This window comes from Corynebacterium poyangense, from assembly GCF_014522205.1.
In the GTDB taxonomy this organism is placed as follows: domain Bacteria; phylum Actinomycetota; class Actinomycetes; order Mycobacteriales; family Mycobacteriaceae; genus Corynebacterium; species Corynebacterium poyangense.
Window position 1 is genome coordinate 1,653,391 of the sequence record NZ_CP046884.1, and the last position, 24,380, is coordinate 1,677,770.

A 24,380-nucleotide genomic window follows, 5' to 3' on the forward strand; every position below is an offset into this window, starting at 1 on the left:
CGAATCCCCATGAAGTAAGGTGCTTGCCATGGTTTACGGCCTGCTGACATATTTGCTCTGGGGATTATTTCCGGCCTACTTCCCCATGCTAGAGCCTGCCTCCCCGCTCGAGATCCTCAGTCACCGGATCTTATGGGCAATGGTCATCATGGTGATCTATCTCAGCCTCATCCGAGGCTGGCGGGAACTGACCAAGGCTTCTGTCCGAACCTGGGGAGTCATGGGTTTAGCTGGTTTTCTCATCGCCATCAACTGGTTTATCTATATCCTTGCCGTCAACTCCGGCCACGTCGCGGACGCTGCCCTAGGATATTTCATCAATCCACTCGTCAGCGTGGCCTTAGGCATGTTCCTTCTCGACGAAAGATTAAGAAAACTCCAAATTACTGCTGTTGTGGTGGCAATTGTAGGGGTTTTATATTTAGCCCTTCTAGGCGGACACCCACCCTATATTTCCCTAGCGTTAGCGCTAAGCTTCGGTTTTTATGGCTTATTAAAAAAGAAGATCAATATTTCTGCAGCGGGATCACTAACAGCTGAAACCATCACCATCACCCCTTTTGCTCTCGCCTACATCATGTATCTCAGCGAATCCGAACAAGCAACCTTTTTACATCTAGGTCTTAGCCACGACCTTTGGCTCCTGTCCTCGGGGCTAGTCACCGCCATTCCCCTCCTCCTCTTTGGTTTAGGTGCCAAAGAATTAACACTGTCCACCATCGGAATGCTTCAGTACCTGACTCCCAGCCTCCAGCTTCTCTGGGCGGTCTACTACACCCACGAAACCATCTCTCCCCAACGATGGTTAGGGTTCCTTATCATCTGGCTGGCGGTAGCTATCTACCTTCTGGATTTACTTCAGCACCGGCCGAAGAAGAAACCTCAGCCGACTGGTTAGTCCACAAAGGTGGGCGTATCCCAAACCGGCCCCACGAAGCATCCGGGAGTAAAATTTCGACGCTTGCTACTCGGGCATCAGACTTCAGAGCGGCTAACGCCGTAGGGGTGTCCCACACGATCACAGCACTAATCGGGTGGTCTTCATTCCCCAGGCCATTGCTCAAGAACACGTCGGCTCGGCTGTGACCGTCAGTTGGTTCGGGGATTTCTCGTGCTGCCTCGGCCCCGCTAATTACCGCACTGACTCTGTTCAGTGGCGCCGTGATGTCTGAAACGTCCTGGGCTAATAATGCCGGTTGGAAAACCACCATTGACCACGCATTCTGGTTAGGTGCCTCGTCTTGAGCAGTAACGAAACTGGCGTCAGCTCGAGCCCGGTAGTGCTCCCATGATTCGTCATAGGCTGGGCCGAGGGTATCCCCATTCGGCGGCATGGGTTTGCTGGTTCGATCACTTTGCCCCAACATCCATAACCCCGCAAGACCAAGTACCAGGATGATAAGAAGTACAAAAGCTATTCGTTGAGAACGCGCCTGAGAAGTCATTGTCTTAATACCTCCAGGGCGTGACTGAGGTCCTCCGGATAGGGCGCAGTGATTTCCATAAAATGACCGTCAGCCGGATGATGAAACCCGAGCGACGTCGCGTGCAACCACTGTCTGATCAGCCCCAAACGCTGAGACAACTCAGGATCTGAGCCGTACATGGGGTCGCCACAACACGGGTGATGAATAGCCGACATATGGACCCGGATTTGATGAGTACGCCCAGTTTCTAGACGAACTTTCAGCAGTGTTGCTTCCTGAAATGCTTCCAGAGTTTCATAGTGTGTAACAGCATGTTTTCCCTCACTAGTAACGGCGAAACGCCAGCCTGCTGAAGGATGGCGACCAATAGGTGCATCAATAGTTCCGGAAAATGGATCGGGATGGCCTTGAACCAAAGCGTGATAGGTTTTTGCCACGCTTCGGTCTCGAAATGCTTGCTTGAGAATGGAATATCCGCGCTCGGAGGCAGCCACCACCATGACGCCTGAGGTTCCCACATCCAACCGCTGCACAATACCTTTGCGTTCTGGAGGCCCTGAGGTAGAGATGCGGAAACCTGCGGCCGCCAGACCCCCCACCACGGTGGGACCCTCCCACCCGATTGTGGGATGAGCTGCAACGCCTACTGGTTTATTCACCGCAATGAGATCAGAGTCTGAATACAGGACATCCATGCCCTCGACTAATTCTTCTTTGGGGACTAACGGGGCCTCTGGGAGAGGAAGTAAAACTTCAAGCCACCCGCCTTCATAGAGGCGTTCCGACTTCGCTACAGCTTTGCCATCCAAATGAACATCACCGGCAGCGCATAAATCGGCTGCTTGGGTACGGGAAAACCCGAGTAATCGTGCCAAGGCGGCGTCGGCCCTCATGCCGGCAAGCCCCTCTGGGACCGGTAGGGTGCGTAGGTCACGGCTCATTAACTACCTCCTGGTCTGTGGCTTGGCGATGACTCGCGCGCCGCTGTTCGGTTAACGAGGCGATAAGGAAAACAATAACCCCACAGGTAATTGCAGAATCTGCGAGGTTAAAGATGGCAAAGCTCCCGACCGAAATAAAATCCACCACGTGCCCTAGAAAGAATGTGGGTTCACGGAATAAACGGTCAATAAGGTTTCCTAGTGCTCCTCCTGCGACCAAAGCTAAAGCTAATACTGACCACGAGTCTTTGATTCGGGGGATGACAATAGCCGCCAGAATAAGAAAAGCGATTTGGATGCAGGTGAAAACCCAGGTTGCTCCGGTGCCGAAAGAAAAAGCTGCGCCGGGGTTATAGACGAGGAGGAATCGAAACCAGTTTCCCACCAGGTAGAGAGGCTGGCCAGGAGCTAGGTTGGCGACGATCACAGATTTAGAAAGCTGATCTAGCAACGCCACAAGTGCAATCACAATCGGCGCAGCGCGTTTCATCCTCTGGAGTCGCACTGAGGTTGCTTCTTCCACAATCACGGTTTCTATCTTTCCGTATTCACTTAACAATTCTCCACTTTGGGCCGGTAGATTATTGCGTGTGCGAATTTCCTCTTGTATATCCCGCGTTGGTGTGCTGTTTCTAGTCGGTGTGTGCGGCCCGGTCTTATTAAGTGGATGTGAATCCACACCGCCACCCCCAGCTACTGAACAAGCGGTAGCTCTGACCTTGGATGCTCCTAAGGTCACGGTGCTGTCAACCGGACAAGCTCCGAAGATGACTGCAGCCTACGAGGATAAGGGGGAAAATCGCTCCACCAGGGGCGTCGTAATCAGCAAAGGATTTCAGCAAAAGACTGTTGAGGCCGCTTCCCTGGATGACAAGGCCCCCAGTTCCCCTGGTGGGGAGATGGAAAAAACTCGACTGGACCTGGAGGTGGACACCACTGATCCTAGTTCCAATGAGGAGCAATCGCGAGCCCCAGCAACCCGTGCCGTAGAACTTCGACTGACCTCTGAGCCAGATACCGGAGATTCAGAAAGCACAAATCAGCTATCCAGTGCAAAAGGATTTCGCTATGGATGGCGCGCCCAAGATAACGGCCAGGTCTCCGAGGTACAAATTGCAGCACCTGTAGAGGCCACCCAAGAAGCACGCGAGCACACCGAATCTCTGTTCAAAATCATCAGCGCCTATCAAGTGGTTTTCCCCACCGAAGATATTGGAGTGGGCGCCCAATGGCAGGTGGAAACACGAGTGGCGCTTGATGATGCGTTCCTCCAGACCACAACCTACACCGTGAAAAGCATGTCAGGAGATACCATCGAACTTGGGGTCCAGGTGCAACAGCGCCCGACTCTCGGTGCTCTTCACGCCGATAATCACACGCTGAATGTGTTGCATTCGACCAGCAATATAACCGGCACCGTAAGCGTCAATCTTAAAACTGCCCTGCCGACGTCAGGGAGCTTCGGCGGAACAACTCGCGTTATCTATGGTGAAGACTCCTCCCCCATCCGCATTGTCCAGGATTCCACAACCCGCTTAGAATTTAACTCCGCAGAATAGTGTGAGAGAATTATCAGTAACTTTGTCCGCAGTATGGTTTTCTGTTAGGGGAATTCGCCATGCCCTCCCCACTACATATCAATATTGATGGGGTAAGTTTTTCTTACCCGACTCACCGAGTTTTAACCGATATTTCCTTTAGTGTTTCAGCAGGTAAAGTTACCGGGTTAATCGGGGAAAATGGTGCTGGAAAATCCACTCTTCTCAAAATCATTAGCGGAACACTTACCCCCGATGCCGGCGTCATTTACACCCCGCCAATTACCGGTTTCATAGCTCAAGAAATTTCTCTTCCCCCAGAAGCCCCCGCGGCTGATGTCATTGAGGAAGCCGTCGCTGAACTGAGAGCTATCGAAAGTAGAATCGAGGATCTCTCTGGGAAACTAGACAATCCAGCTGCAGCGGAGGCGTTTGATCGTGCCTTAGCCCAGGCGGAAGAATCTGGGTTATGGGATCTTGATGCCAGGATCGCCACTGTCTTATCTGGTCTTGGTTTAGCTGAGGTATCGCTACATACCCCGCTGAGAGAAATGTCAGGCGGTCAACGCCGACGTTTTGCTTTGGCGTCACTCGTTCTTCGACCCACCGATGCTTTGGTCCTCGATGAACCTACCAATCATCTCGACGATGCCGGGGTGGATTTTCTTATCGGAGAACTTAACGCCTACTCTGGCCCAGTCCTCGTAGCAAGCCATGACCGCTACTTTTTGGATCAAGTAGCCCAATCTCTTGTCGATTTAGACCCGGCATTAAGCCCCGAAGGCGGAGACGGGCTCCCGATCCACCAGGGAACCTCATTTTCTGGTTCTTTTTCTCACTATTTAAAAGCCCGAGAAGATGCTCGACACCGCTGGCAAGAACGATATAACTCGCAGAAGCAGGAAAAAGAACGGCTCGAATCTCGGGCGCGCCAGCAAGAAAGCGATATTTTTCACCACAACACATCGAAGAGTGAAACGAAGTCGGCCAAGAAATTCTTTGCGGACCGAGCAGCAAGAACTCAGGCGCACCGAGTTAAAAGTGCGCTAAATAGGTTGGACGTTCTTGAGCGGCAGGCGGTACCGCCGCCACCCCAACCACTGCGGTTTCAGGGAATACCTGATACCCCCATCACTGCGGTAGGTGAACCGATTGTATGGACCCGGGGGCTGGGCGTAGACCAACGACTAGAACCGCTATCAATGAAGGTTCAACCCGGAGAACAACTGCTAATCCTTGGCCCCAATGGGGCGGGAAAATCTACTCTGCTCAGCGTCATCGACGGGAAACTACCGCCAGATCGAGGGGAAATCCGAATTCCTGAGGATATCCGCATCGGACGGCTCAACCAAGATGATTATTGGCCTAATCTTGCCAAAACTCCGCTTGACATCGTCGGACCTATCATTATTGAATTGGGACTCCTGAGCGAAGCCCAAGCCACGATGCCGCTCCACGACTTGTCTTTGGGGCAACGCCGCCGAGTTTCTTTGGCACAGTTATTAGCCCAGCCACCGGATTTATTATTGCTCGACGAACCTACCAACCATCTATCCTTGGCGCTCGCTGAGGAATTAGAACATGCGTTGGATTCTTACCAGGGCACTGTTGTACTCGCCACCCATGATCGCTGGATTAGAAAAAGATGGCTGGAGCATCCGCGAGCACGGATACTCCAGCTAGAACCAATCAACGCTTCGCTACGGCAACCTTAGTGAGCGGCGGGCTGCTCTGGCGCTGGCGCCTCGCTACCTGGCGCAGGAGCCGGGGCGGGTTGCCCATCAGGAGCCGGTTGGCCACCGGGGGCAGGTTGCCCATCAGCCGGCGGTAACGAGTCCTTACACATCGCCGGAACCTGCTCCGGAGGGAGTGCGCTGGTAATCAAAATACAGGCATCAGCCTTGCTGAGTTTCCAATGTCCGTCCTCATGGACAAAGGTAATGCCCTGGATTTCTTCGTGACGCTCCCCCTCGGTATAAATCAACGTCGCCAGCACACTGTCATTGGTGTATCCCGGGAGAACTGGGTCTTGAACTTCAAAGTTGGACCCGAGTTCGGCTTTGCGGGCAGCAAGAACACTAAAGAGATCGGTCGCGGTTTCCCCCTCTTGAACTGTCTTTGCTTTTTCTTCGACTGGCAAATTCGGATCTGTCGCCGCAGCAATCACCGCATTAAGATCAGCGGCAGAAGGCAGCTCCGGCATGGCAGCAGCAGACGACGAGGAGCTAGCAGCGGAAGTGCTGGATTCCTCGCTCCCCTTATCTTGGGAGCACGCGGTCAGCGTGACGGCGGTTGCCAACACGGCGGTGGCAGCGGCAATTCGGGTTAGCTTCACGGAAAACTCCTCTATTCGACACTTGACTGGCCTATGCTACCAACCACCACAACCTTGGGGTAGTTCGCACCAGGAGGATGACCCAGCGTCCAGGGAAAATCTAAGCTTCTTTTTTACCCTAGATCAATGCACTTTCCACCCATTTGCCCTGTACTTCGGGGATAAAATACGCCAGCCCACCGCAAGAACAATGTACCCACTGTGATTTTTCCCTCCCCGAGCCTGAAAAGATCTCTAGGGAAAATATCAGGTGTTCAGTAGACTATTCTCTAGTTTTCTTGGGTTTTCATCCAGTTATGCCAATCTAAACTTTCAATGGGATCTCCAGGACGCAGCTCCGGATCATCCTCAGTAAAGGTGCGAGTTTTCCCAGGTCCTGTGGTTCTCGTTTCAAACCGCACCGAGATCACCCCATGTCCGACCCCCTGGATCCAGCCATGTCCAAACACCGGATGGGTGACATCTTGAGTAGGAAACCATGTGTCGTGCTGTGTTTCCTGAATCTCCAAGCGAGCTTCAGCCGCTGCTTTTTCTTCCGGAGTACTGCGAACCCCTATTTCCCAATCAGTGTCCTGAAATACGCGACGCGGCATATGCCGATCAAGCTCAGGGAAGAGAACATCCTGTCGAGCTTCCTCCAGGCCAGAGAAACTGACTCCCACAAGACGGATGGGCCCGACTTCATCTGGGTAGCGAATAAGGGTTTTGGCCATAGCGAGGAGAGTGTCGACATCATCGGTGGCATAGGGCAAAGTTACTGACCGAGACTCGATCCGAAAATCCGACATTCTTAGCTTCACCGAAATGGTTCGTGCACCGCGACCATCGTCCTTTAGCCGGCGATGTGCCCCTTTCCCGGCACGGAGGACTGCTGCATCGACCTGGTTATGCGTGGTGAGGTCCTCAGGATAGGTGTGCTCTGTCGATACCTGTTTAGCAACGGCACGTGGTGCAACTGGTCGGTCATCAATACCTCGGGCTAAATCCCATAGCCCTGGGCCAATAGTGCTTCCCAAGGTGGAGATAATCTCACGACGGCTTAACGCAGCAAGATCAGCGATGGTGCTAACTCCTAGACTCCGAAGTTTCGCCTGAGTCATAGGACCCACCCCCCACAGCTTCCCCACCGGCAACGGCCCTAAAATTTCGTCATGAAGCTGCGCTGGAATTACCCTCGTCCCATCCGGTTTTGCTAATCCCGATGCGATTTTCGCCGATTGCTTTCCTGATCCTGCACCAATAGAAGAAGGTAGCCCGGTTTCCTCACGGATTTGTGCTCTGAGGTTATTGGCCCATTTCTCCACCTCGTGAGCATCCCATCCCACAAGCTCCGCGGGCTCTATATATCCTTCGTCGATACTGAGCTGCTCAACTAGACCGACTTCTCTGCGAAGGATGTCAAAAACCCGACGGGACGCAAGACGATACACCTCCTTGCGAGGTTGGACCACTACCGCCTGGCTACCGACTAAGGCTCGAGCTCGAAGCATGGGCATCGCAGAGCGGGCACCATATTTGCGGGCTTCGTAGGAAGCTCCGGCCACGACGCCTCGCCCTCCGCGTCCACCGACTAGCACGGGGCGACCTCGAAGAGTGGGGCGAGTCAGCTGCTCACACGACGCAAAAAACGCGTCCATATCAATGTGCAGCACCCAGCGAGACATAGTGTGAAGTTTATCGAATATCTGTGCCCATGATGGAATATAGCTAAGCTAGTCAACCATGGATCAGATTCATCTTATTGAATAAGCAGTCACCTTAGCGCGCGAAGAGCACCACAATCAGCTCGACCATACCGGTGGCCCCCTCCTTGATCACCTCACCAGGGTTAGTGGTTTAGTTCGGGAACAAGGCGGCACCCCGGAAGCTGTAGCATCCAGTTGGCTTCACCATATCTTCCGTGACACCGATATCAGTGCTGTTGATCTCCAAGAAATGGGGTTTACCCCGCCGCTCATCGAAGCGGTGCAGTTGATGACCCCCTCCTCTGACCAGACAGAACAGCAATGGCTTGAGGCTATAGCTGCGCATGACCTAGCTCGGATCGTGAAAATCGCCGATGTGGAAGATCACACAAGAGACGGGGTTCTCGCACAGGTTGAACCTCAAGAGCGCGCTCGCTTAGAAAACTTCCGCGAACGCGCTTTATCTCAGCTAGCTAGATAACTCTGTTTTCGCTAAGTGGACCTGTACTCCTTGGATAACCTGGTAAACGCCAGTATCACCCGAATCCGGCTGGTCGGTGGATACCTTAAACTCCACGGCCAAGGTTTCGCCGGCAATTAGCTCAGCATGGCGTCGCGCCCATTCAGCCTTGTCCTCAGGAACATAGAGGACAACAGCGATCCGATCCGAAACCTCTAAACCGGCGGCTTTGCGAGCATCTTGAATCCCACGGATAACATCCGCTGCCCAGCCCTCTGCTTCTAGCGCCTCATCGACATTCATGTCAAGCACCACCAAGCCATCCAGGCCAACAATCTGGGCGGTAGATTCAGGGTCCGCAGCTACTAGACGTTCACTAAATTCATCCGGTTCTAATACCACACCGCCGGCGTTAACCTTGTCCCCTTCCCGGTTATAGTTGCCTGACTTCACCGCTTTGATGGCGGTTTGAACATCTTTACCTAAGCGAGGACCAGCCACCCGAGCATTCACGACCACCTCAAAGGTGCCGACAGAATCCACGTCGTCGGTGAGCACGACGTCTTTGACATTCACCTCATCCCGGATGATATCCGCGAAATCGGCCAGCTTGTTGACTCCCGGCAGGGCGATGGTTAACCGGGGAAGGGGTAACCGGTTACGGAGTTTATGCGCCTTACGCACCGAGGAAGCCGCAGAACACGCTGCTCGCACCGCATCCATGGTGGCAACCAGCTCATCATCAGCAGGGAAATCCTCCGCATGAGGGAATTCGGTCAAGTGCACAGACCGACCTCCGGTAAGCCCCCGCCAAATTACCTCGGACACATAGGGCAAGAGCGGAGCTGTCACCCTAGTCAGGGTTTCGAGCACGGTAAAGAGGGTATTAAAAGCGTAAGCGTTCTCCTGCTCACCCTCCCAGAACCGATCTCGAGATCGACGCACATACCAGTTGGTCAGGACATCGCAGAAACGTCGAACCTCATCACACGCCGATGCAATGTCCATCGCCTCGAGACTGTCTCCCACAACCTTCACCACGTTGTGAAGTTTGGCAAGAATATAGCGGTCCAACACCTCAGGAGAATCCGTGGACCAGGTTGCCTCACGCGCAGAATAAAGCTGAAGGAAAGTGTAGGCATTCCACATGGGCAAGAGAGCTTGGCGAACCCCTTCCCTAATCCCTTGTTCGGTGACGATAAGGTTCCCGCCACGAAGGATCGGAGATGACATCAGGAACCAGCGCATGGCATCTGAGCCGTCTCGGTCAAAAACCTCATTGACGTCAGGGTAGTTGCCCTTAGACTTAGACATCTTTAGTCCATCATCACCAAGGACGATGCCGTGTGCGACCACTCGCGAATAAGCCGGGCGGTCAAATAGGGCTGTGGCGAGCACATGCATGGTATAAAACCACCCACGGGTTTGCCCAGAGTATTCCACAATGAAATCTGCTGGAGAGTGGGTTTCAAACCAGTCCCGATTCTCAAACGGATAATGCTTTTGCGCAAAGGGCATTGAGCCTGATTCAAACCAGCAGTCCAACACCTCCGGCACCCGACGCATGGTGGACTTTCCGGTGGGATCATCAGGGTTAGGACGAGTGAGCTCATCAATGTAGGGCCGGTGCAAACTGTGCGGCCGTACGCCGAAATCGCGCTCTAGTTCATCCAAGGATCCATAAACATCTACTCGGGGATATTCCTCCGAGTCAGAAACCCACACTGGAATGGGTGAACCCCAGTAGCGGTTACGGGAGATATTCCAATCGCGGGCACCTTCCAGCCATTTCCCGAATTGCCCGTCGCGGATATGAACTGGAATCCATTCCACCTCTTCCCTATTGAGCTCCACCATTCGATCTCTGAACTTGGTGACTGCGACGAACCAACTAGGCAAAGCCATATAGATCAGCGGCTCTCCAGACCGCCAGGAATGTGGATAGGAGTGTTCGATGGTCCGATGCCGCACCACCCGGGAGGCCGCTTTAAGGTCTTTGATGATGTTTCGATTAGCGTCAAAGACAAGCTGGCCTTCGTAGGGAGAAACCTGACTGGTGAATTGCCCATCCATATTGACCGGAATGACAGGTTCAATGCCGTTTGCACCGCAGGTGTTCATATCATCTTCACCGAATGCCGGTGCTTGGTGCACTATGCCGGTGCCGTCCTCAGTGGTGACATAGTCAGCAACGAGGACCCGGAAAGCATGAGGATGATCCGCAAAGAAATCGAAGATTGGCTGATAGCACAACCCTTCAAGATCCTTTCCAGGGATCTGTGCCACAACCTCATGGTCCTTACCTAATTCCGCGGTGTATTCCCCACGGAGAGAATCCGCTAACAGGAAAAGCTGGCCACGAAATTCCGGAACAGTGGTGTCCTCGCCGACTTTTACTAAGGCATAGTCGACGCCCGGGTTGACAGCCAAAGCCAGGTTTGACGGCAACGTCCACGGCGTCGTCGTCCAGGCCAGAGCAGCCGCCTCAGCTAATTCCGGATACTGATCTAAAGCTGCGCTAGCAGGAGAGTTTTTCTCAGCTCCAGTGATCGGGAACGTCACTGTCAGCGTAGGGTCCTGGCGCATCTTATAGCTATCATCCAACCGGGTTTCCTGGTTGGATAAGGGAGTGTGTTCCGCCCAGGAATACGGTAGAACCCGGAATCCTTGGTAGATCAAACCCTTGTCATAGAGAGTTTTAAAGGCCCACATGACTGATTCCATGAAATCCAGATCCATGGTCTTATAGCCATTCTCGAAATCCACCCACCGGGCCTGCCGGGTGACATATTCCTTCCATTCCTCGGTATAGCGCAAAACTGATTCAGCGCAATACTCATTGAAGGTGGCCAAACCCATGTCTTCGACTTGGCCTTTATCTTTAATCCCGAGTTGCTTTTCAGCTTCTAATTCAGCAGGTAAACCGTGAGTATCCCAACCAAAGACCCTGGGTACTAATTTCCCACGCATGGTTTGGAAACGAGGGATGATGTCTTTTACGTAACCAGTCAACAGGTGCCCGTAGTGAGGCAGCCCGTTAGCAAAAGGAGGGCCATCATAGAAGATAAATTCATCTGCCCCCTCCCGTTGCGTGAGAGACTCCTGGAAAGTGTTATCGCGCTCCCAGTATTTCAGAACTTCACGTTCCATATCAGGAAATCGGGTTGACCCCCCGGTCACATCAACTTTGGGATAAACTCCGCCAACTTTATCGCTCAATTTTTACTCCTTCACTCGCTTTAGCAGTCACAGAGATGCAGGGACGCGAAGCTAACCGCGCGGTACCACCCTGCTTGAGTTCCTCATGTCTCACGGGCACGCGCCCCATGAGAACTCCACTTCATTGCGGTGAAGGATGATGACGGATCCACCCGTCCGGTTCTAGTAAGTTCAGGGCACAGCCCGTCACCGTTCTTCCGGAATGCTCCCCGGTGATTGCCGGATCATCGCAGTGGTGCTTCCCCACCTCCATCGCAGGCGAGAAAGCGAATGAGTAATAGTATAAACCTGCGGTTTTATCGGCGCGAATTCTGCTTTCGAAAAATATCAATACCGAGGAAAATTACCCCTAATACGGCAAAACTGATGGTGCCGATGATCCAGAGGATGAAACTGGATTTTATTGCTAGCGCCAGGAATATGAAGGCCAGAATGGCGCATAGGAGTGCCAGGCTAAGCACGGGTTCCTCTTTTCACGGGATGAACATAGAACAACACTCCCCACGCGGTTTGGGAAACTACGTGGGGAGTGCGCATCCGCAAAGGATTAGTTGGTCTTGGTTTCGGTACGACCATCCGGAGCGGCGCTGCCACGGGCATCCAGTTCTTCCAGCTGGGTTTCCAGCAGGGTACGCAACCGGGTCCGGTATTCGCGTTCAAAGGTCCGCAGCTCGCTAATACGGTTCTCCAGGGCGCTTTGCTGACGCTTAACAGTAGCCATGATTTCAGAGTGCTTCCGCTCTGCATCGGCTTGCAACGCTGCCGCTTTTTCTTCAGCGTTACGAACCTGGACTTCGGCCCGAGCATTAGCATCAGAAACCGTCTTCTCAGCGCGCTGTTCTGCCTGAGAAACAACACTACGGGAGCGACTATCCGCCTCAGCCAGCTGCTTTTCAGCGGCGGCACGAGCTTCCTCGATCATCGAGGTGGACTCAGCCTGAGCATCGGAGGTAAGCCGGTCAGCCATCTCTTGTGCCAAGCCCAGTACCTTAGCGGCCTGCATGTGAGTATCCGCAGTAGCCAGTCCAGAAGCAGCCGAAGGAGCAGCCTGCTGCGGCTGGCTAACAGCGGCGGCCGGCTTCTCAGAGCGAACCTTATCTGCTTCAGCACGAGCCTTCTCAGCTTGCTGTTGAGCTTCGCGAGCAGCAGCTTCCGCCTTCTGCGCCTGGGAGCGAGCCTCAGCTAATTGCTTCTCATAGTTTCCACGTAGCTCAGCTTCAATCTTGCTACGCAGAGCTTGCTCATCCTGGGCACTGCTACGTGCGGCCGCGGCTGTGGCGGCACCAGCACCCGACTTGCGAGCGTCGTTTAATTCAGCCTCCAGCTCCTCAGCACGCTGACGCAGCTCATCATTTTCATCTTGGAGCTGGCCTAGGGTGTCTTCAACGAGATCAAGGAATTGGTCTACCTCATCCTCGCTATAGCCCCGCTTGCCGATCGGCGGCTTGCTGAAAGCCACATTGTGCACATCTGCTGGTGTCAGCGCCATTGACATTCCCTTCGCTTGGTCTGCCCAGTCAACCGGCGTAAACCGAGTGACAGCTTATTCCCTAACGTTATCGTACGGACTTTCGTTGACAAGTCTAGCCTGTTGCACCCCAACATTGGTGTATTGGGATGCAATTTTTTGAAAGTGTTTTTAGAGATTATCACTTAATCAGCAATCCACCCACTAGCATCTGCAGAATCATCAACAAGAAGAATAAAACAAGTACCGCTACGTCGAGTGCAATATTGCCCATCCGTACTGGCGGAATAATTCTTCTCAGGAGCTTTAGGGGAGGATCGGTTGTCATAAAGAGAATCGGTTCAGCTAAACGGATAAACCAGCGAGGTGGCTGAGGATTACGCGAAAAGCTAAAAATCATTTCCACCAGGACCCGACCAATGACCAAATAGAGATACACCCGGATCAGAAACAACAGAATCAAGCCAACGTTAGTCACGCCATCAAAGCCTAATAAAGGTGCGTAAAATATGCGAAAACCCGTGGGTTGAACCTCACGGGTTTGCTGGACCTGCGGTGGGCGTCGAACCCAGTTATCCGCTCAAGCCCGGTTCCACAGTTTATTGTTCTAACGCAGGCGCAGAGCGCGATCCAGCTCATAGGTAGAGACTGTCGCACCTTCGGGAATGATAGCAAAAACCAGGCGATCCAGTTTCTTCATCTGACCACGTAAACCAAAGCACAGCCCAGCGGCGAAATCAATGACTCGACGGGCCTCTCCGTGTTCCATCCGAGTGAGATCAAAAACAATGGCATCGCCATCGCGGAACGGTTCCCCAATGCGGGACGCTTCGGTGTAGCTGTGCAGCTCCATAGCTAACACCGAGGGAGTATAGCGACGCGGCTCGGCCACCCGAGGAGCGTCATACTCGCGCTCCCGGCGGGAATCATAATTCATCGGATCGTCTGACCGACGGTAATCCGGCTCATCATCGTAATAAGCATCATCAACATCGACCGGAGCAGGACCAAGCCCAAAGAATTCCTTGGTGCTCTGGATGAAAGACATGTTCTTCCCCTTTTGTATGGCTTGACTTCACGGTGGAACCGGGGACTTTTTACTCCCCATTTATGTATTGAGATTCAGGCTAGCGGCCGTTGTCCAAGAATAGCTGTACCGACACGCACAATATTTGAACCTGCCGCAATTGCGTCATCGAGATCTGCGCTCATTCCGGCTGATAGTTGTAGGTCTTGGTGAAATTCTTCAGCCAACTCCATCCGCAGTTGCTGGGCTTGATCAAAAACGGATCTGGCGGGCACCTCACGAGGAGGCACAACCATCAACCCAGAAAGTTTCAGATGAGACGTCTGCATAATAGCTTCGGCAAGATACCGCAGATCAGTTGTTGGCGCTCCGCCACGGCTGGTGTCACCGTCCGCGCTCCATTGCACGAAACAGTTTAACTCGGTGTGATTTTCCGAGCGCTCGCCAGCATCAATGGCACGCTGAACTCCGCGATCTAAACCCTCAACGAGTTTAAGCGAGTCAAGACTGTGGACGCTATCTGCCCAACGGGCTACAGCGTTGCACTTCTTTGATTGGATGTGACCAATCATGGAGAAACGCAAGCTCGGAAGTTCGCTGGCTTTTTTCCGCGCTTCTTGTTCCCGATTCTCCCCTACCTCAGTGATCCCCAGCTGCTGGAGAATTGCAATGTCGCTGACGGGGTGGAACTTCGTTACTGGTAGTAACGTCACACTGTCAATGTCACGCCCAGCCTGCTGGCAGGCCCTTGCTATTTGCGCTTGGACAGCCCGTAGTCCTTGCTCAATTTCTTCATATCGACTCATGCTTTTACTCCGGTAACCACACCACACCTACTTGCCGACCAGTGGTTTTTTCTCGGCGATAGGAGAAGAACTGATGATCAGCGATGGTGCATCGGGGATCGACATCAATGGCTCGCACTCCCATGTGGGCTAATTGATGGACTAACCCAGCTCGAATATCTAATCCGGGTGTTCCGCGCCGCGTCGTGCACCTGGATCCTGGCAGGTGTTGTTCGACGTCAGCAGCCAGTGCCTCGGGCACTTCATAGTTTTCCCCTGAAGCAGCTGGGCCGAGCAAAGCATGAACATCCTCCGGCCGGGCCCCTAGCTGACACATGCACTCAATAGCGTTTTTCACAATGCCATTTCGAGCGCCTGGCCGTCCAGCATGGACAGCGGCGATAACTCCAGCCTCATGATCAGACAACAACACAGGGACGCAGTCGGCCACCATGACGCACAGCGCTAACCCCCGTTGGGTAGTCACGATTCCATCTGTGGCCGCTACCGGAGTTTCCTGGGCTTCTTCTACCACGCTGATCCGGTTGGTGTGGAGTTGTTCCATCCACACCAACTGTCCTGGTTCCAGTCCAAGAACCGCGGCGAGACGAGCACGATTAGCGCGAACTGCTTCAGGGTCATCACCAACGTGGTCGCCTAAATTAAAAGAATCATAGGGGGCAGCGGAAACCCCGCCCGCACGATGAGTAAAAACCTTGCGGACGGGGCGGCTGCACGGATCAACCGAGCTCATTATGGTTCCTTAACGCATCATAGGAGGAAGATCAATGTCAAAATCATCCTCATCGTCACGGCGAGACGGTCGATAATCATCGGCTGAGGTAAACATTCCTCCTCGTCGTGAGCGCTCTTCTCGGGGACGCTCATCAAGGTGATGGCGGCCGCTCAAGCTGTCTCGATTATCTCGATAACTTTGACTGTCCCGACGCTCCTCTGGCTCCGCATGTCCAAACAGAGAGTCATGGCTATGGGCAGGCGCTGGGGTGGGATTATCCCGTGGAGTTTCTCGCTCAGACTCCGTTGCTGGGGCCGCAGACTGCTCTTTTCGGCTTGGCTCCGGTGCCGCATTACCAGCATTAGATTCATCAAACCCAGTGGCAATAATGGTCACGCGCACTTCATCGCCCAAATTGTCATCAACGGTAGCACCGAAAATGATGTGGGCGTCTTCATCGGTCTTTTCCTCGATCAACGAGGTCGCCTCACCCACCTCGTTCATTCCCATGTCGGAACCACCCGCAACTGAGAGGAGCAGTCTGGTAGCCCCATCCATGCTGGATTCCAACAGCGGAGAATTAATGGCTTGCAGTGCAGCATCCACAATTCGGTTATCAGAACTGGAACTTCCCACACCCATTAGGGCTGAGCCGGCACCCTCCATGACAGAGCGAACATCAGCGAAGTCCACGTTAATTAACCCAGGGTTGGTGATAAGGTCTGAGATACCTTTCACACCGTTGTGTAGCACTTCATCGGCGGCGTGGAAGGCGTCCACCATAGATAGGTTTTCATCACCGAGCTGCATGAGTCGATCATTGGGAATCACCACCACGGTGTCACACACTTCGCGAAGTTTCTCAATTCCCTCCATCGCCTGACGGTTACGGCGTCGCCCCTCAAACTTGAAGGGACGGGTAACAACCCCGACGGTCAAAGCCCCTTGCTTCTTCGCAATACCGGCAACCACTGGAGCTGCACCGGTGCCTGTTCCACCGCCTTCCCCCGCGGTCACAAAAACCATGTCGGCGCCTTTGAGAATCTCCTCAATTTCCGCCTTATGCTCTTCGGCGGCAGCTCGCCCAACCTCCGGGTCGGCTCCGGCACCTAAGCCGCGAGTTGTTTCGCGGCCAATATCGAGTTTGACATCTGCATCAGAGAACATCAGCACCTGGGAGTCGGTGTTTACTGTGATGAACTCGACGCCCTTGAGGCCTTCCTCGATCATGCGGTTAACAGCATTGCCGCCGCCGCCACCGACACCGATGACCTTGATGACGGCGAGGGATTGGTTCGGGGAATTCATTGCTGGCTCTCTCGCCTTTCCGATGAAAAGTCTTGATAAGGATTGATATGAATGGTTACGCCGAAACGTAAAACCGATCCCCTCCATCATGGAGGAACGAGGACACATTTGTCGGGTATTTCCTACGGCGTGTCGCTACCCTAAACCTTTACTTTAAGGTTGTGGCCTGCGGTTTTAGCTAATTTCTGCGGGTGATGAGTCCCGGATTCGAGATATTCCAATTCCCATCTGGAAAAGTCAACACAGATTCCAAAGCAATAGCTTTATTCTGATTATTTTCTGGAGCTCCCCAATATACGGTGCGATTATCTTTGAGATACAAGGTGATACTGCCATTGTCATTAATATCCGCATGTCCGATATTGCCACGAAGGTTCTCCGGAATGGTGGATATAGCCTGTGCTAAGGATTGAAGAACCTCCTGGTTATGGGAACCAGATCCAGTAACGGCGACCGAACCTTGCGGTGGTTCAGCAGTGAAAAAAACATCACCGTTTTCGTCAATAAGATTGTGCTGGCCGTTGTCATCTCGGTAAAGCGGAGCTTGCCGCTCGGTGATGTCAATGCGGGCCGTACTGGGAAGTACCCGAGATACCGTCACTGAACGCACCCACGGTATCTGCGCCACAGCCTGAGCAGCCTTCGAGGTATCAAGTCGCAGGAGATTATCTCCCACTGTGATTCCGCTTTGGTTTTGGATCTCAGCAACATCACTATGCTCAGCTCCATTGACCTCGATGGTGCGAACCGCCAGTATCGGGGTAAGTAACAAAACCCCGGCAGCGATAAGGAGAACCGCAACGAGGCTTCCCACTATCAGGAGGGTTTTTCGCAACGACGGCAGCGCGAAAGGAATGTTCATTATTCTTCTTCGAACTCCCGCAAAATAGCATCAGCAAGAAGCGTCACCGTTCCTGCCCCGATAGTCAGAATAAGGTCACCCGGTTCGCTGAGTTGTTTCACTACCTTGGGTACTGCCGAAAAATCCGGCTCATACCTAACGGTGGCGGCTGATACCTGATCGGTAATCACTCGAGAGGTTATTCCTTCTATTGGATCCTCCCGAGCTCCGTAGATTTCCAGAACCACAACATTATCGGCTAGTGATAGTGCCTCGGCAAACTCTCGCGCAAACTCGATGGTGCGAGAATACAGATGCGGTTGGAAAATCGCAGTGATTTTTCCACCACCCTCCGCAGCTAATTTCTCCCGAGCCGCATCCAGCACCGCTTTAACTTCAGTGGGATGATGAGCATAGTCATCGTAGACTTTTGCCCCCTGAGCGCTGGCAGCAGTAACCGTTCCGTGGTATTCAAACCTGCGCCGCACCCCGGTGAAGCTAGTGAGACCAGCAACCAGCCGCTTGAGGTCTCCACCAGCTAAAGCCCCAGCCAATAACGCCGCTGCCCCATTGAGCACCATATGCTGACCAGGGATCTGCAGCCGAACAGTAACTTCTTCGCCTAACACCCGGAGCTTTGCTACGGTGCCGGAAGTATCCACCGCCTGCTCTAGAACTTGAGCGCTATATGTCAGCTCTGGATGTTGAGCAGCTGCGGACGTCGTGCCATACCCGTGGACAGTAATTCCACGCGCTTGGGCACGTTCACCTAGAGCTGCGGCGCGAGGGTCATCAAGACACACCACAAGATGTCCATCCGGGGTTAATCTTTCGCTGAACTTCTCAAAAACCTCGAAATAGGCTTCTGGCGTGCCAAAGTAATTAAGGTGATCTGGCTCTATATTCGTAACCACCGCAATGTCTGGGGAGTAGCGCAAAAAGGAACCATCAGACTCATCGGCTTCGGCTACAAAGCAGGTTCCGGTGCCGTTATGCGCATTGGTACCGGCGCGATTTAACTGCCCTCCGATAGCGAAACTAGGGTCCATACCGGCTTCTTGCATAGCCACTACCGCCATCGACGTGGTGGACGTTTTCCCATGAGTTCCAGCGATAAGGATCTCTGTGGACCCCGACATAAGCTCGGCAAGTAAATCAGAACGGCGAATCACCGGGATACCAGCCTGGCGGGCAGCCACCAATTCTGGGTTGTCGTCCGGAATAGCAGCAAAGGATGTGGCAACCACACTGGGAAGCTGTCCGCTTAAAGTGAGGTTCGACGCATCATGACCAAGTGCGATTTTCGCTCCCATTGAGCGTAAAGCCAACAACGGACGAGATTCCTTGGCATCTGAGCCGGAGACTACTGACCCTCGGTCAAGAAGGATGCGAGCTACCCCGGACATTCCTGAGCCGCCAATTCCTACTAGGTGTACTCGGCTCAAATCGATGTGTTGGCTCAGGGGGTTAGGGGTGGTAGTCACGCGCGAACTCCTTAATCGATCGGCAAAACATTCTTGAGTCTAATTGAGACTGAGCATCTAGGTTGAGGAATCCACAGCACTGATAATGCGATCGGCTATCTGGGCAGCGACATCGCCTGCCCCTACTCGCCCAGCAGCCGAAGCCATCGCGTTATAAACCGAAGCATCGTTGAGAATGCCTACGACTTGCCGTTCTAATTCAGCAGAGTCAAAATCTGCGTCTCGGACCACCCGGGCTGCCCCAGCGCGAACCGCGTCTCTAGCATTTAAGCCCTGTTCACCGTTACCGTGCGGCAACGGAATATAAACCGCCGGCAGATTTGCGGCAGTAACCTCGGCAACTGTCATAGCCCCAGCCCGGCACACAATAAGATCTGCCACGGCATACGCTGCCGGCATGTCATCGATATAAGGAACCGCAACATACCCATCAAGTTTCTCCTTCGGCGCGTCATTTCGCGGCCCATAGGCATGAAGCACCTGGATTCCCTTGTCGACCAACGTTTCCACCGCACCTGCCACGGCGTCGTTAATCCTTTTTGCGCCTTGGGACCCACCAGTAATCAACAACGTCTGCCGCTGCTCCGCTAAACCCCACTTTTCTCGTCCGCGCTGAGCATCTCCTCCGTCGCGGCGGCCACCCAAATTGGAGCGAATAGGGATTCCGACCACATCACCTGGCATACCGGAGCCGGGAACAGCGTTTAACCCCACTCCTCCTAATCGAACTCCTAGCTTGTTCGCTAATCCAGCGCGGGCATTAGCTTCGTGGACAAAAAATGGTAGTTTCTCGCTTCGAGCTGCCAGATAGGCTGGGGCGGCAACATAGCCGCCGAAACCGATCAGCGCGTCAGCATTCACGTCTCGCACAATCGCACGAGTCTGGCGAACTGCCCGCCCTACCTTGGCTGGCAAACTCAGCATCCGGGGGGACAGTTTCCGAGGTACAGGAACCGGATCAATGAGGCGCAGATCATAGCCACGCTCCGGAACTAAGGTCACTTCTAAACCCCGATGAGTGCCCAAAGCAGTAACCGTGGCATCGTATTTTTCCCGCAAAGCATCGGCTACAGCTAAAGCTGGTTCAATATGGCCGGCGGTTCCGCCACCAGCTACGACAATGGAAGGCTTCGTCTTTCCCACTGTGGTCATCTCCTTCCGCGCGGTTCGCGGTAGCGGTCATCTCGACGTTCCGTCCTGACGCTACCACCGCGAGCCGGGGTTTCCCGTCTCCGGGTCACTGGACGAGGTCGGGGACGCTGAGCTCCCCGTCGAATACTATCGGCAGCGCCTTCTCGGCGTCCTTCCTTGTGAGATCGGCGCACCACCGGGCCTTCTGCTGCCGGTTCAGGAATTCGGAATAGGCGATCAAAAAAGGGCCGACCATAATTCTGCATGGATGATACGGCTTCGGGTTCATGACGGGCACAATTAGCTAACACACCCATCGACACCAGGGTGACAATGACCGACGTACCACCAGCCGAAATTAAAGGAAGCTGAATACCTGTCACGGGGAGAATGCCGATCACATAACTGATATTGGTAAAAGCCTGAACAACGACACCAGCACTCAGCGTGGCTGCAGCCAAGGCACGAAAGTCATCGTGGGAGCGACGTGCAACCCGAAGCCCGAAATACCCCAAGAGCCCGAATAACAGGATGACTAAGGCTCCTCCCCACAACCCCATTTCTTCGCCGATAATGGCGAAAATGAAGTCATTTTTTGCTTCGGGAAGATAAAACCACTTGGCTCGAGATTGTCCCAGGCCTACTCCTAATAAGCCACCATCTGCCAGGGAAAGAAACCCTTGGTGTGTTTGATAGCCATTGGTTTGGGTGTCATCGAAGTTCCCAAAGAGTGCAGCAAAATATACCAGGAACCGTTGGGAGCGGTAGCCACCCCCAAGCAAGACGCCAACCATCCCCAGCAGGCCAACCACAATCATGCCTAGGAGGAAGGAACGCTGCAGTCCCACAAAAATGAGCAATAAAATCACCACGACGGTGAAAGATAAAGCCATGCCAAGGTCTCGCTCAGCCAGGATCAACAAACCCATGCCAAAACCGACTCCGCAAAAAACCACCATGCGTTTGCGGCGTTCAGCGGGGTCTTGTCCGGCACCGGCTAAGTAGTGAGCTCCCCACAAGGCGATGGCGACTCGGGCTACCTCCGAGGGCTGAAGACGCAATGATCCCAGTGCAATCCAGGATTGGGACCCCACCTCTTCTAAACCGGTGCCGATTCCGGGGATAAGTACCGCAACCAATAGCAATACGGAGACTGCTAAAAGGGCCCCGGACAAACGGCGAATCATCGTCATCCGAAGACACAGGCATACCCAAAACAGCACCAAGCCCACAGCCACCATGGCGCACTGACGTAGTGCTGAGGTCCACACCGAATCTCCCCCAATCACCGACCACGTCATTGAGGAGGAAAAGACCATGACTACGCCGATAGCGGTCAACGTAAAGACCATAATGCGGATCATCAAGTAGTCGATGGTCGGTGAGGATTCTATCCATTGCCGCAGGCCGTGAACGAGCCCGGCGATTCTTCCTTGCTGTGGACGTCGCGTGACACTTGCGGTGCTCATGGTTTAGCTCCCTGAATAAACATCGTAGACAGCTTGGTGGAACACATCTCCGCGATGCCCCATTCCCTGAAACATGTCCAGGGAGGCCGCGGCCGGCGCCAAAACCAACGTATCGCCCGGTTGCGCTATGGTCGCGGAGGCAGCCACCAGTTCCTTCATGGCAGCTTCTGGATCAGTGGATTCACTAATAACGACAGGCAGATCAGGAGAGATCTTCCTCAATACTTTGGCGATGAGATGTCGATCTGCTCCTAAGAGGAAGGCGGCTCGGATCCGAGGCACATGCTCAGTGAGCAGCGGCTGGACGTCAGCCCCTTTTAATTGCCCCCCGCCAAACCACAGGATATTGTCTACTCCAGACAAGGCCGAATGAGCAGCATGGGGGTTGGTGGCCTTTGAATTATCAATGGCTCTGATGCCGTGAGAATCAAAAATAACTTGTCCCCGGTGACTAGCAACCTGGAAATTCTGGAGACCTCGCTGAATATGTTCCGGCTGAGCACCACATTGGTAGGCCATTGCTGCCGCAGCAACCGCGTCAAGGACACCAGCCGGACCGGGAGGATCAATTCCTTCTGCCGAGGCTAAAACTACCGGCTCAGACCCGGTGTAATCAATAATTCTGCCGTGCTCTACCCCCACTTGACCTGGTTGTGGCGGGTGGGCGCTAAAACCTATCACATCATGATCATGGCCGAAGCGATGAAGGTATTTCCGTACCGTGGGATCATCTATCCCGGCGATTCCGATTGTGGAATTCAATAAAAACATTTTCGACATGGCGTAGTTGTCCATTCCGCCATGCCAATCAAGATGGTCTTCAGCCAGATTCAGAACCGCACCGCAGTCCGGGGCAAGCGTGGAGCACCAATAGAGTTGAAAACTTGATAGCTCTACCACCAAAGTGTTAATTCGCTCGGGAACACGTAGAGCTTCACTGACTGCCATGCCAATATTTCCCACCGCTAAGGTGGCAGGATCTACTTCCTTCATAATCCCAGCCAGCATGGCAGTGGTGGTGGATTTCCCGTTCGTACCGGTTATCCCCAGCCAACGACGCGGCTCACCAAAAGTCCCGGCGCGATCCAACCGCCACGCAAGTTCGACGTCGCCAACAATTTCTATCCCTTTCTCAGCAGCCGCCTGAAATAAGGGAGTATCTGGCCGCCACCCAGGTGAGGTAATAATTAACCCGATATCGTCTAGCTGCTGCACAGCTTCAGTAGAGTCCACTGCGCTGACCTGGTGTGGAGCTAAAGCCTGACATTGCTCACGAATCAGCGGATCGTTATCCACCACAACCAGGGGGTGAGAAAAGCGGGTCAAGAGTTCAAGGCAGCTGCGTCCGCTCACACCCCCGCCGACAATCATCAGGGACTGACCGCTACTAACCAGCGATTTCATTAATCATCACTCCTCCGGTGCTCAGCCATTCCCCGTAGAAAATGCTGGTCCCAATGATCACCGCCATGGCAGCAATAAGCCAGAATCGGATGACCACAGTGGTTTCCGCCCAACCACCGTTTTCAAAGTGATGGTGGATAGGTGCCATCCGGAAGAAACGCTTGCCTGTTGTTTTAAATACCGCCACCTGAATGACTACTGATGCGGCTTCCATGACGAAAAGCGCTCCAATGATAATCATGAGTAATTCGGTGCGCGTCGTTACCGAGAGTCCAGCAACTAAGCCCCCGAGTGCGAGTGAACCAGTATCACCCATGAAAATCTTCGCAGGTGCCGCATTCCACCACAGGAAACCTAGACAAGCCCCCAGTCCGGCAGCAGCTAAGACGGATAGGTCCAGTGGGTCACGAACCTGGTAGCACCCTCCGACTACTTGATGAGCACAAGAGTTTCGGAATTGCCAGAACGTGAGAACGGCATAGGCAGAGAGCACAAAGGCGGTAGTTCCCGCGGCTAATCCATCTAAGCCATCGGTGAGGTTGACCGCATTAGACCAGGCACTAATCAGAATATAAATAAAGACGAGAAAAATAATCATCCCGATTATTCCGCCACCTAGCGCCAGGTCAAAGGTTTCCATATCCCGAATAAAGGACAATCTGGTTGACCCAGGGGTGAGGTCGTGGGCATCAGGGAACTGGAGAATAAGAATCCCGAATACGATGGCGACCACGAATTGGCCGATCAGCTTCGCTTTTTTATTCAGCCCTAGATTCCGGTGGCGGAACAGCTTAATGAAATCATCCAGGAAACCTAAGAAGCCCAGTCCAAGAGTCAAGCCCAAGACTAATAACCCGGAGGCGCTAAAGCCGCCGCCTCCAATGACTATTCCGTATAGTCCCACCACCACATAGGCCACCGTGATACCGAGTAGGATCGCAAGCCCGCCCATGGTGGGTGTGCCACGTTTTCTGAGGTGACTTCGTGGACCGTCATCCCGGATTTCCTGCCCGAAACCTTCCGCAGAAAACCACCGAATCAGCATCGGGGTAACGAATATCGCCACCAGGAAGCTGACCATTCCGGCGATAATAATTTGGGTCATGGGGGTTCCTGACTCTC

The 24,380-nt window shown here is 53.5% G+C and carries 23 protein-coding genes; 4 read left to right on the plus strand and 19 right to left on the minus strand.

The window, feature by feature from the left end:
• The first annotated feature begins 28 nt into the window (after window positions 1–28).
• Window positions 29–898, plus strand: coding sequence for an EamA family transporter RarD (rarD, locus tag GP475_RS07745; protein WP_187973856.1), 870 nt, complete (start codon window positions 29–31; stop codon window positions 896–898).
• Here rarD and GP475_RS07750 read toward each other — a convergent pair.
• The 3 genes from GP475_RS07750 to lspA are packed head-to-tail and all read right to left on the minus strand — an operon-like array spanning window position 837 to window position 2,858.
• Window positions 837–1,445, minus strand: a complete 609-nt coding sequence (locus tag GP475_RS07750) for a hypothetical protein (protein ID WP_187973857.1) — start codon at window positions 1,443–1,445, stop codon at window positions 837–839. The two genes, rarD and GP475_RS07750, sit on opposite strands and share 62 nt — an antisense overlap.
• The gene (locus GP475_RS07755) at window positions 1,442–2,368 is read right to left on the minus strand and encodes an RluA family pseudouridine synthase (RefSeq protein ID WP_187973858.1); all 927 of its coding nucleotides are present in this window, start codon (window positions 2,366–2,368) and stop codon (window positions 1,442–1,444) included. Before GP475_RS07755 ends, GP475_RS07750 begins: the two co-directional genes overlap by 4 nt.
• Entirely contained in the window at window positions 2,358–2,858 is a 501-nt protein-coding gene (gene lspA, locus GP475_RS07760) for a signal peptidase II (RefSeq protein ID WP_187975852.1), read from the minus strand. The genes GP475_RS07755 and lspA overlap by 11 nt, the downstream gene beginning before the upstream one ends.
• Before the next feature lie 133 nt (window positions 2,859–2,991).
• Between lspA and GP475_RS07765 the strand changes: the two genes are divergently transcribed.
• Together GP475_RS07765 and GP475_RS07770 are read left to right on the plus strand one after the other, a co-directional pair.
• On the plus strand, window positions 2,992–3,927 hold the full coding sequence (locus GP475_RS07765; protein WP_187973859.1) for a DUF6263 family protein: 936 nt from the start codon (window positions 2,992–2,994) through the stop codon (window positions 3,925–3,927).
• A 59-nt stretch (window positions 3,928–3,986) separates the two neighbouring features.
• On the plus strand, window positions 3,987–5,621 hold the full coding sequence (locus tag GP475_RS07770) for an ABC-F family ATP-binding cassette domain-containing protein (protein ID WP_187973860.1): 1,635 nt from the start codon (window positions 3,987–3,989) through the stop codon (window positions 5,619–5,621).
• On the opposite strand, the gene GP475_RS07775 is transcribed toward GP475_RS07770, so the two are convergent.
• Together GP475_RS07775 and GP475_RS07780 are read right to left on the minus strand one after the other, a co-directional pair.
• The gene (locus GP475_RS07775) at window positions 5,618–6,241 is read right to left on the minus strand and encodes a hypothetical protein (protein WP_187973861.1); all 624 of its coding nucleotides are present in this window, start codon (window positions 6,239–6,241) and stop codon (window positions 5,618–5,620) included. The genes GP475_RS07770 and GP475_RS07775 overlap by 4 nt on opposite strands.
• A gap of 269 nt (window positions 6,242–6,510) precedes the next feature.
• Window positions 6,511–7,905, minus strand: a complete 1,395-nt coding sequence (locus GP475_RS07780; RefSeq protein WP_187973862.1) for a DNA polymerase IV — start codon at window positions 7,903–7,905, stop codon at window positions 6,511–6,513.
• Window positions 7,906–8,176: 271 nt separating this feature from the next.
• Between GP475_RS07780 and GP475_RS07785 the strand changes: the two genes are divergently transcribed.
• Window positions 8,177–8,407 (plus strand): hypothetical protein, encoded by a 231-nt coding sequence (locus GP475_RS07785; protein ID WP_187973863.1) that lies wholly within the window; start codon window positions 8,177–8,179, stop codon window positions 8,405–8,407.
• Here the strand turns inward: GP475_RS07785 and ileS are convergent.
• From ileS to mraY, 14 genes are all read right to left on the minus strand, one after another.
• Entirely contained in the window at window positions 8,396–11,605 is a 3,210-nt protein-coding gene (gene ileS, locus GP475_RS07790; RefSeq protein ID WP_187973864.1) for an isoleucine--tRNA ligase, read from the minus strand. The genes GP475_RS07785 and ileS overlap by 12 nt on opposite strands.
• A gap of 296 nt (window positions 11,606–11,901) precedes the next feature.
• Window positions 11,902–12,066 (minus strand): hypothetical protein, encoded by a 165-nt coding sequence (locus GP475_RS07795; RefSeq protein WP_187973865.1) that lies wholly within the window; start codon window positions 12,064–12,066, stop codon window positions 11,902–11,904.
• 86 nt (window positions 12,067–12,152) lie between these two features.
• Complete coding sequence (wag31, locus tag GP475_RS07800; protein WP_187973866.1) at window positions 12,153–13,094, minus strand: DivIVA-like cell division protein Wag31; 942 nt, start codon at window positions 13,092–13,094, stop codon at window positions 12,153–12,155.
• A gap of 160 nt (window positions 13,095–13,254) precedes the next feature.
• On the minus strand, window positions 13,255–13,551 hold the full coding sequence (locus tag GP475_RS07805; protein ID WP_187973867.1) for a YggT family protein: 297 nt from the start codon (window positions 13,549–13,551) through the stop codon (window positions 13,255–13,257).
• Window positions 13,552–13,680: 129 nt separating this feature from the next.
• Window positions 13,681–14,121: a cell division protein SepF gene (locus GP475_RS07810; protein WP_187973868.1), complete on the minus strand. Its 441-nt coding sequence runs from the start codon at window positions 14,119–14,121 to the stop codon at window positions 13,681–13,683.
• Window positions 14,122–14,195: 74 nt separating this feature from the next.
• Window positions 14,196–14,906: a YggS family pyridoxal phosphate-dependent enzyme gene (locus GP475_RS07815; protein ID WP_187973869.1), complete on the minus strand. Its 711-nt coding sequence runs from the start codon at window positions 14,904–14,906 to the stop codon at window positions 14,196–14,198.
• A gap of 4 nt (window positions 14,907–14,910) precedes the next feature.
• Window positions 14,911–15,639, minus strand: a complete 729-nt coding sequence (pgeF, locus tag GP475_RS07820; protein WP_187973870.1) for a peptidoglycan editing factor PgeF — start codon at window positions 15,637–15,639, stop codon at window positions 14,911–14,913.
• Between the two features lie 9 nt (window positions 15,640–15,648).
• A complete protein-coding gene (gene ftsZ / locus GP475_RS07825; RefSeq protein WP_187973871.1) occupies window positions 15,649–16,929 on the minus strand; it encodes a cell division protein FtsZ in 1,281 nt (426 codons plus the stop codon).
• A 178-nt stretch (window positions 16,930–17,107) separates the two neighbouring features.
• A complete protein-coding gene (locus GP475_RS07830; RefSeq protein WP_187973872.1) occupies window positions 17,108–17,791 on the minus strand; it encodes a cell division protein FtsQ/DivIB in 684 nt (227 codons plus the stop codon).
• A complete protein-coding gene (gene murC, locus GP475_RS07835; protein ID WP_223144694.1) occupies window positions 17,791–19,176 on the minus strand; it encodes a UDP-N-acetylmuramate--L-alanine ligase in 1,386 nt (461 codons plus the stop codon). The genes GP475_RS07830 and murC overlap by 1 nt, the downstream gene beginning before the upstream one ends.
• A 135-nt stretch (window positions 19,177–19,311) precedes the next feature.
• The gene (gene murG, locus GP475_RS07840) at window positions 19,312–20,406 is read right to left on the minus strand and encodes an undecaprenyldiphospho-muramoylpentapeptide beta-N-acetylglucosaminyltransferase (RefSeq protein ID WP_187973873.1); all 1,095 of its coding nucleotides are present in this window, start codon (window positions 20,404–20,406) and stop codon (window positions 19,312–19,314) included.
• Complete coding sequence (locus tag GP475_RS07845) at window positions 20,403–21,854, minus strand: peptidoglycan glycosyltransferase FtsW (protein WP_316932476.1); 1,452 nt, start codon at window positions 21,852–21,854, stop codon at window positions 20,403–20,405. Before GP475_RS07845 ends, murG begins: the two co-directional genes overlap by 4 nt.
• A 3-nt stretch (window positions 21,855–21,857) precedes the next feature.
• Window positions 21,858–23,258: a UDP-N-acetylmuramoyl-L-alanine--D-glutamate ligase gene (gene murD, locus GP475_RS07850; protein WP_187973874.1), complete on the minus strand. Its 1,401-nt coding sequence runs from the start codon at window positions 23,256–23,258 to the stop codon at window positions 21,858–21,860.
• A complete protein-coding gene (gene mraY, locus GP475_RS07855) occupies window positions 23,242–24,363 on the minus strand; it encodes a phospho-N-acetylmuramoyl-pentapeptide-transferase (RefSeq protein WP_187973875.1) in 1,122 nt (373 codons plus the stop codon). Before mraY ends, murD begins: the two co-directional genes overlap by 17 nt.
• Between the last annotated feature and the right edge of the window lie 17 nt (window positions 24,364–24,380).

Bases quoted from the DNA above. Each gene is read 5' to 3' on its own strand.
- rarD (WP_187973856.1), top strand. From the start codon at position 29: ATGGTTTACGGCCTGCTGACATATTTGCTCTGGGGATTATTTCCGGCC.
- GP475_RS07750 (WP_187973857.1), bottom strand. From the start codon at position 1,445: ATGACTTCTCAGGCGCGTTCTCAACGAATAGCTTTTGTACTTCTTATC.
- GP475_RS07755 (WP_187973858.1), bottom strand. From the start codon at position 2,368: ATGAGCCGTGACCTACGCACCCTACCGGTCCCAGAGGGGCTTGCCGGC.
- lspA (WP_187975852.1), bottom strand. From the start codon at position 2,858: ATGAAACGCGCTGCGCCGATTGTGATTGCACTTGTGGCGTTGCTAGAT.
- GP475_RS07770 (WP_187973860.1), top strand. From the start codon at position 3,987: ATGCCCTCCCCACTACATATCAATATTGATGGGGTAAGTTTTTCTTAC.
- GP475_RS07780 (WP_187973862.1), bottom strand. From the start codon at position 7,905: ATGTCTCGCTGGGTGCTGCACATTGATATGGACGCGTTTTTTGCGTCG.
- GP475_RS07785 (WP_187973863.1), top strand. From the start codon at position 8,177: ATGGGGTTTACCCCGCCGCTCATCGAAGCGGTGCAGTTGATGACCCCC.
- wag31 (WP_187973866.1), bottom strand. From the start codon at position 13,094: ATGGCGCTGACACCAGCAGATGTGCACAATGTGGCTTTCAGCAAGCCG.
- GP475_RS07810 (WP_187973868.1), bottom strand. From the start codon at position 14,121: ATGTCTTTCATCCAGAGCACCAAGGAATTCTTTGGGCTTGGTCCTGCT.
- GP475_RS07815 (WP_187973869.1), bottom strand. From the start codon at position 14,906: ATGAGTCGATATGAAGAAATTGAGCAAGGACTACGGGCTGTCCAAGCG.
- pgeF (WP_187973870.1), bottom strand. From the start codon at position 15,639: ATGAGCTCGGTTGATCCGTGCAGCCGCCCCGTCCGCAAGGTTTTTACT.
- ftsZ (WP_187973871.1), bottom strand. From the start codon at position 16,929: ATGAATTCCCCGAACCAATCCCTCGCCGTCATCAAGGTCATCGGTGTC.
- GP475_RS07830 (WP_187973872.1), bottom strand. From the start codon at position 17,791: ATGAACATTCCTTTCGCGCTGCCGTCGTTGCGAAAAACCCTCCTGATA.
- murC (WP_223144694.1), bottom strand. From the start codon at position 19,176: ATGTCCGGGGTAGCTCGCATCCTTCTTGACCGAGGGTCAGTAGTCTCC.
- murG (WP_187973873.1), bottom strand. From the start codon at position 20,406: ATGACCACAGTGGGAAAGACGAAGCCTTCCATTGTCGTAGCTGGTGGC.
- GP475_RS07845 (WP_316932476.1), bottom strand. From the start codon at position 21,854: ATGAGCACCGCAAGTGTCACGCGACGTCCACAGCAAGGAAGAATCGCC.
- murD (WP_187973874.1), bottom strand. From the start codon at position 23,258: ATGAAATCGCTGGTTAGTAGCGGTCAGTCCCTGATGATTGTCGGCGGG.
- mraY (WP_187973875.1), bottom strand. From the start codon at position 24,363: ATGACCCAAATTATTATCGCCGGAATGGTCAGCTTCCTGGTGGCGATA.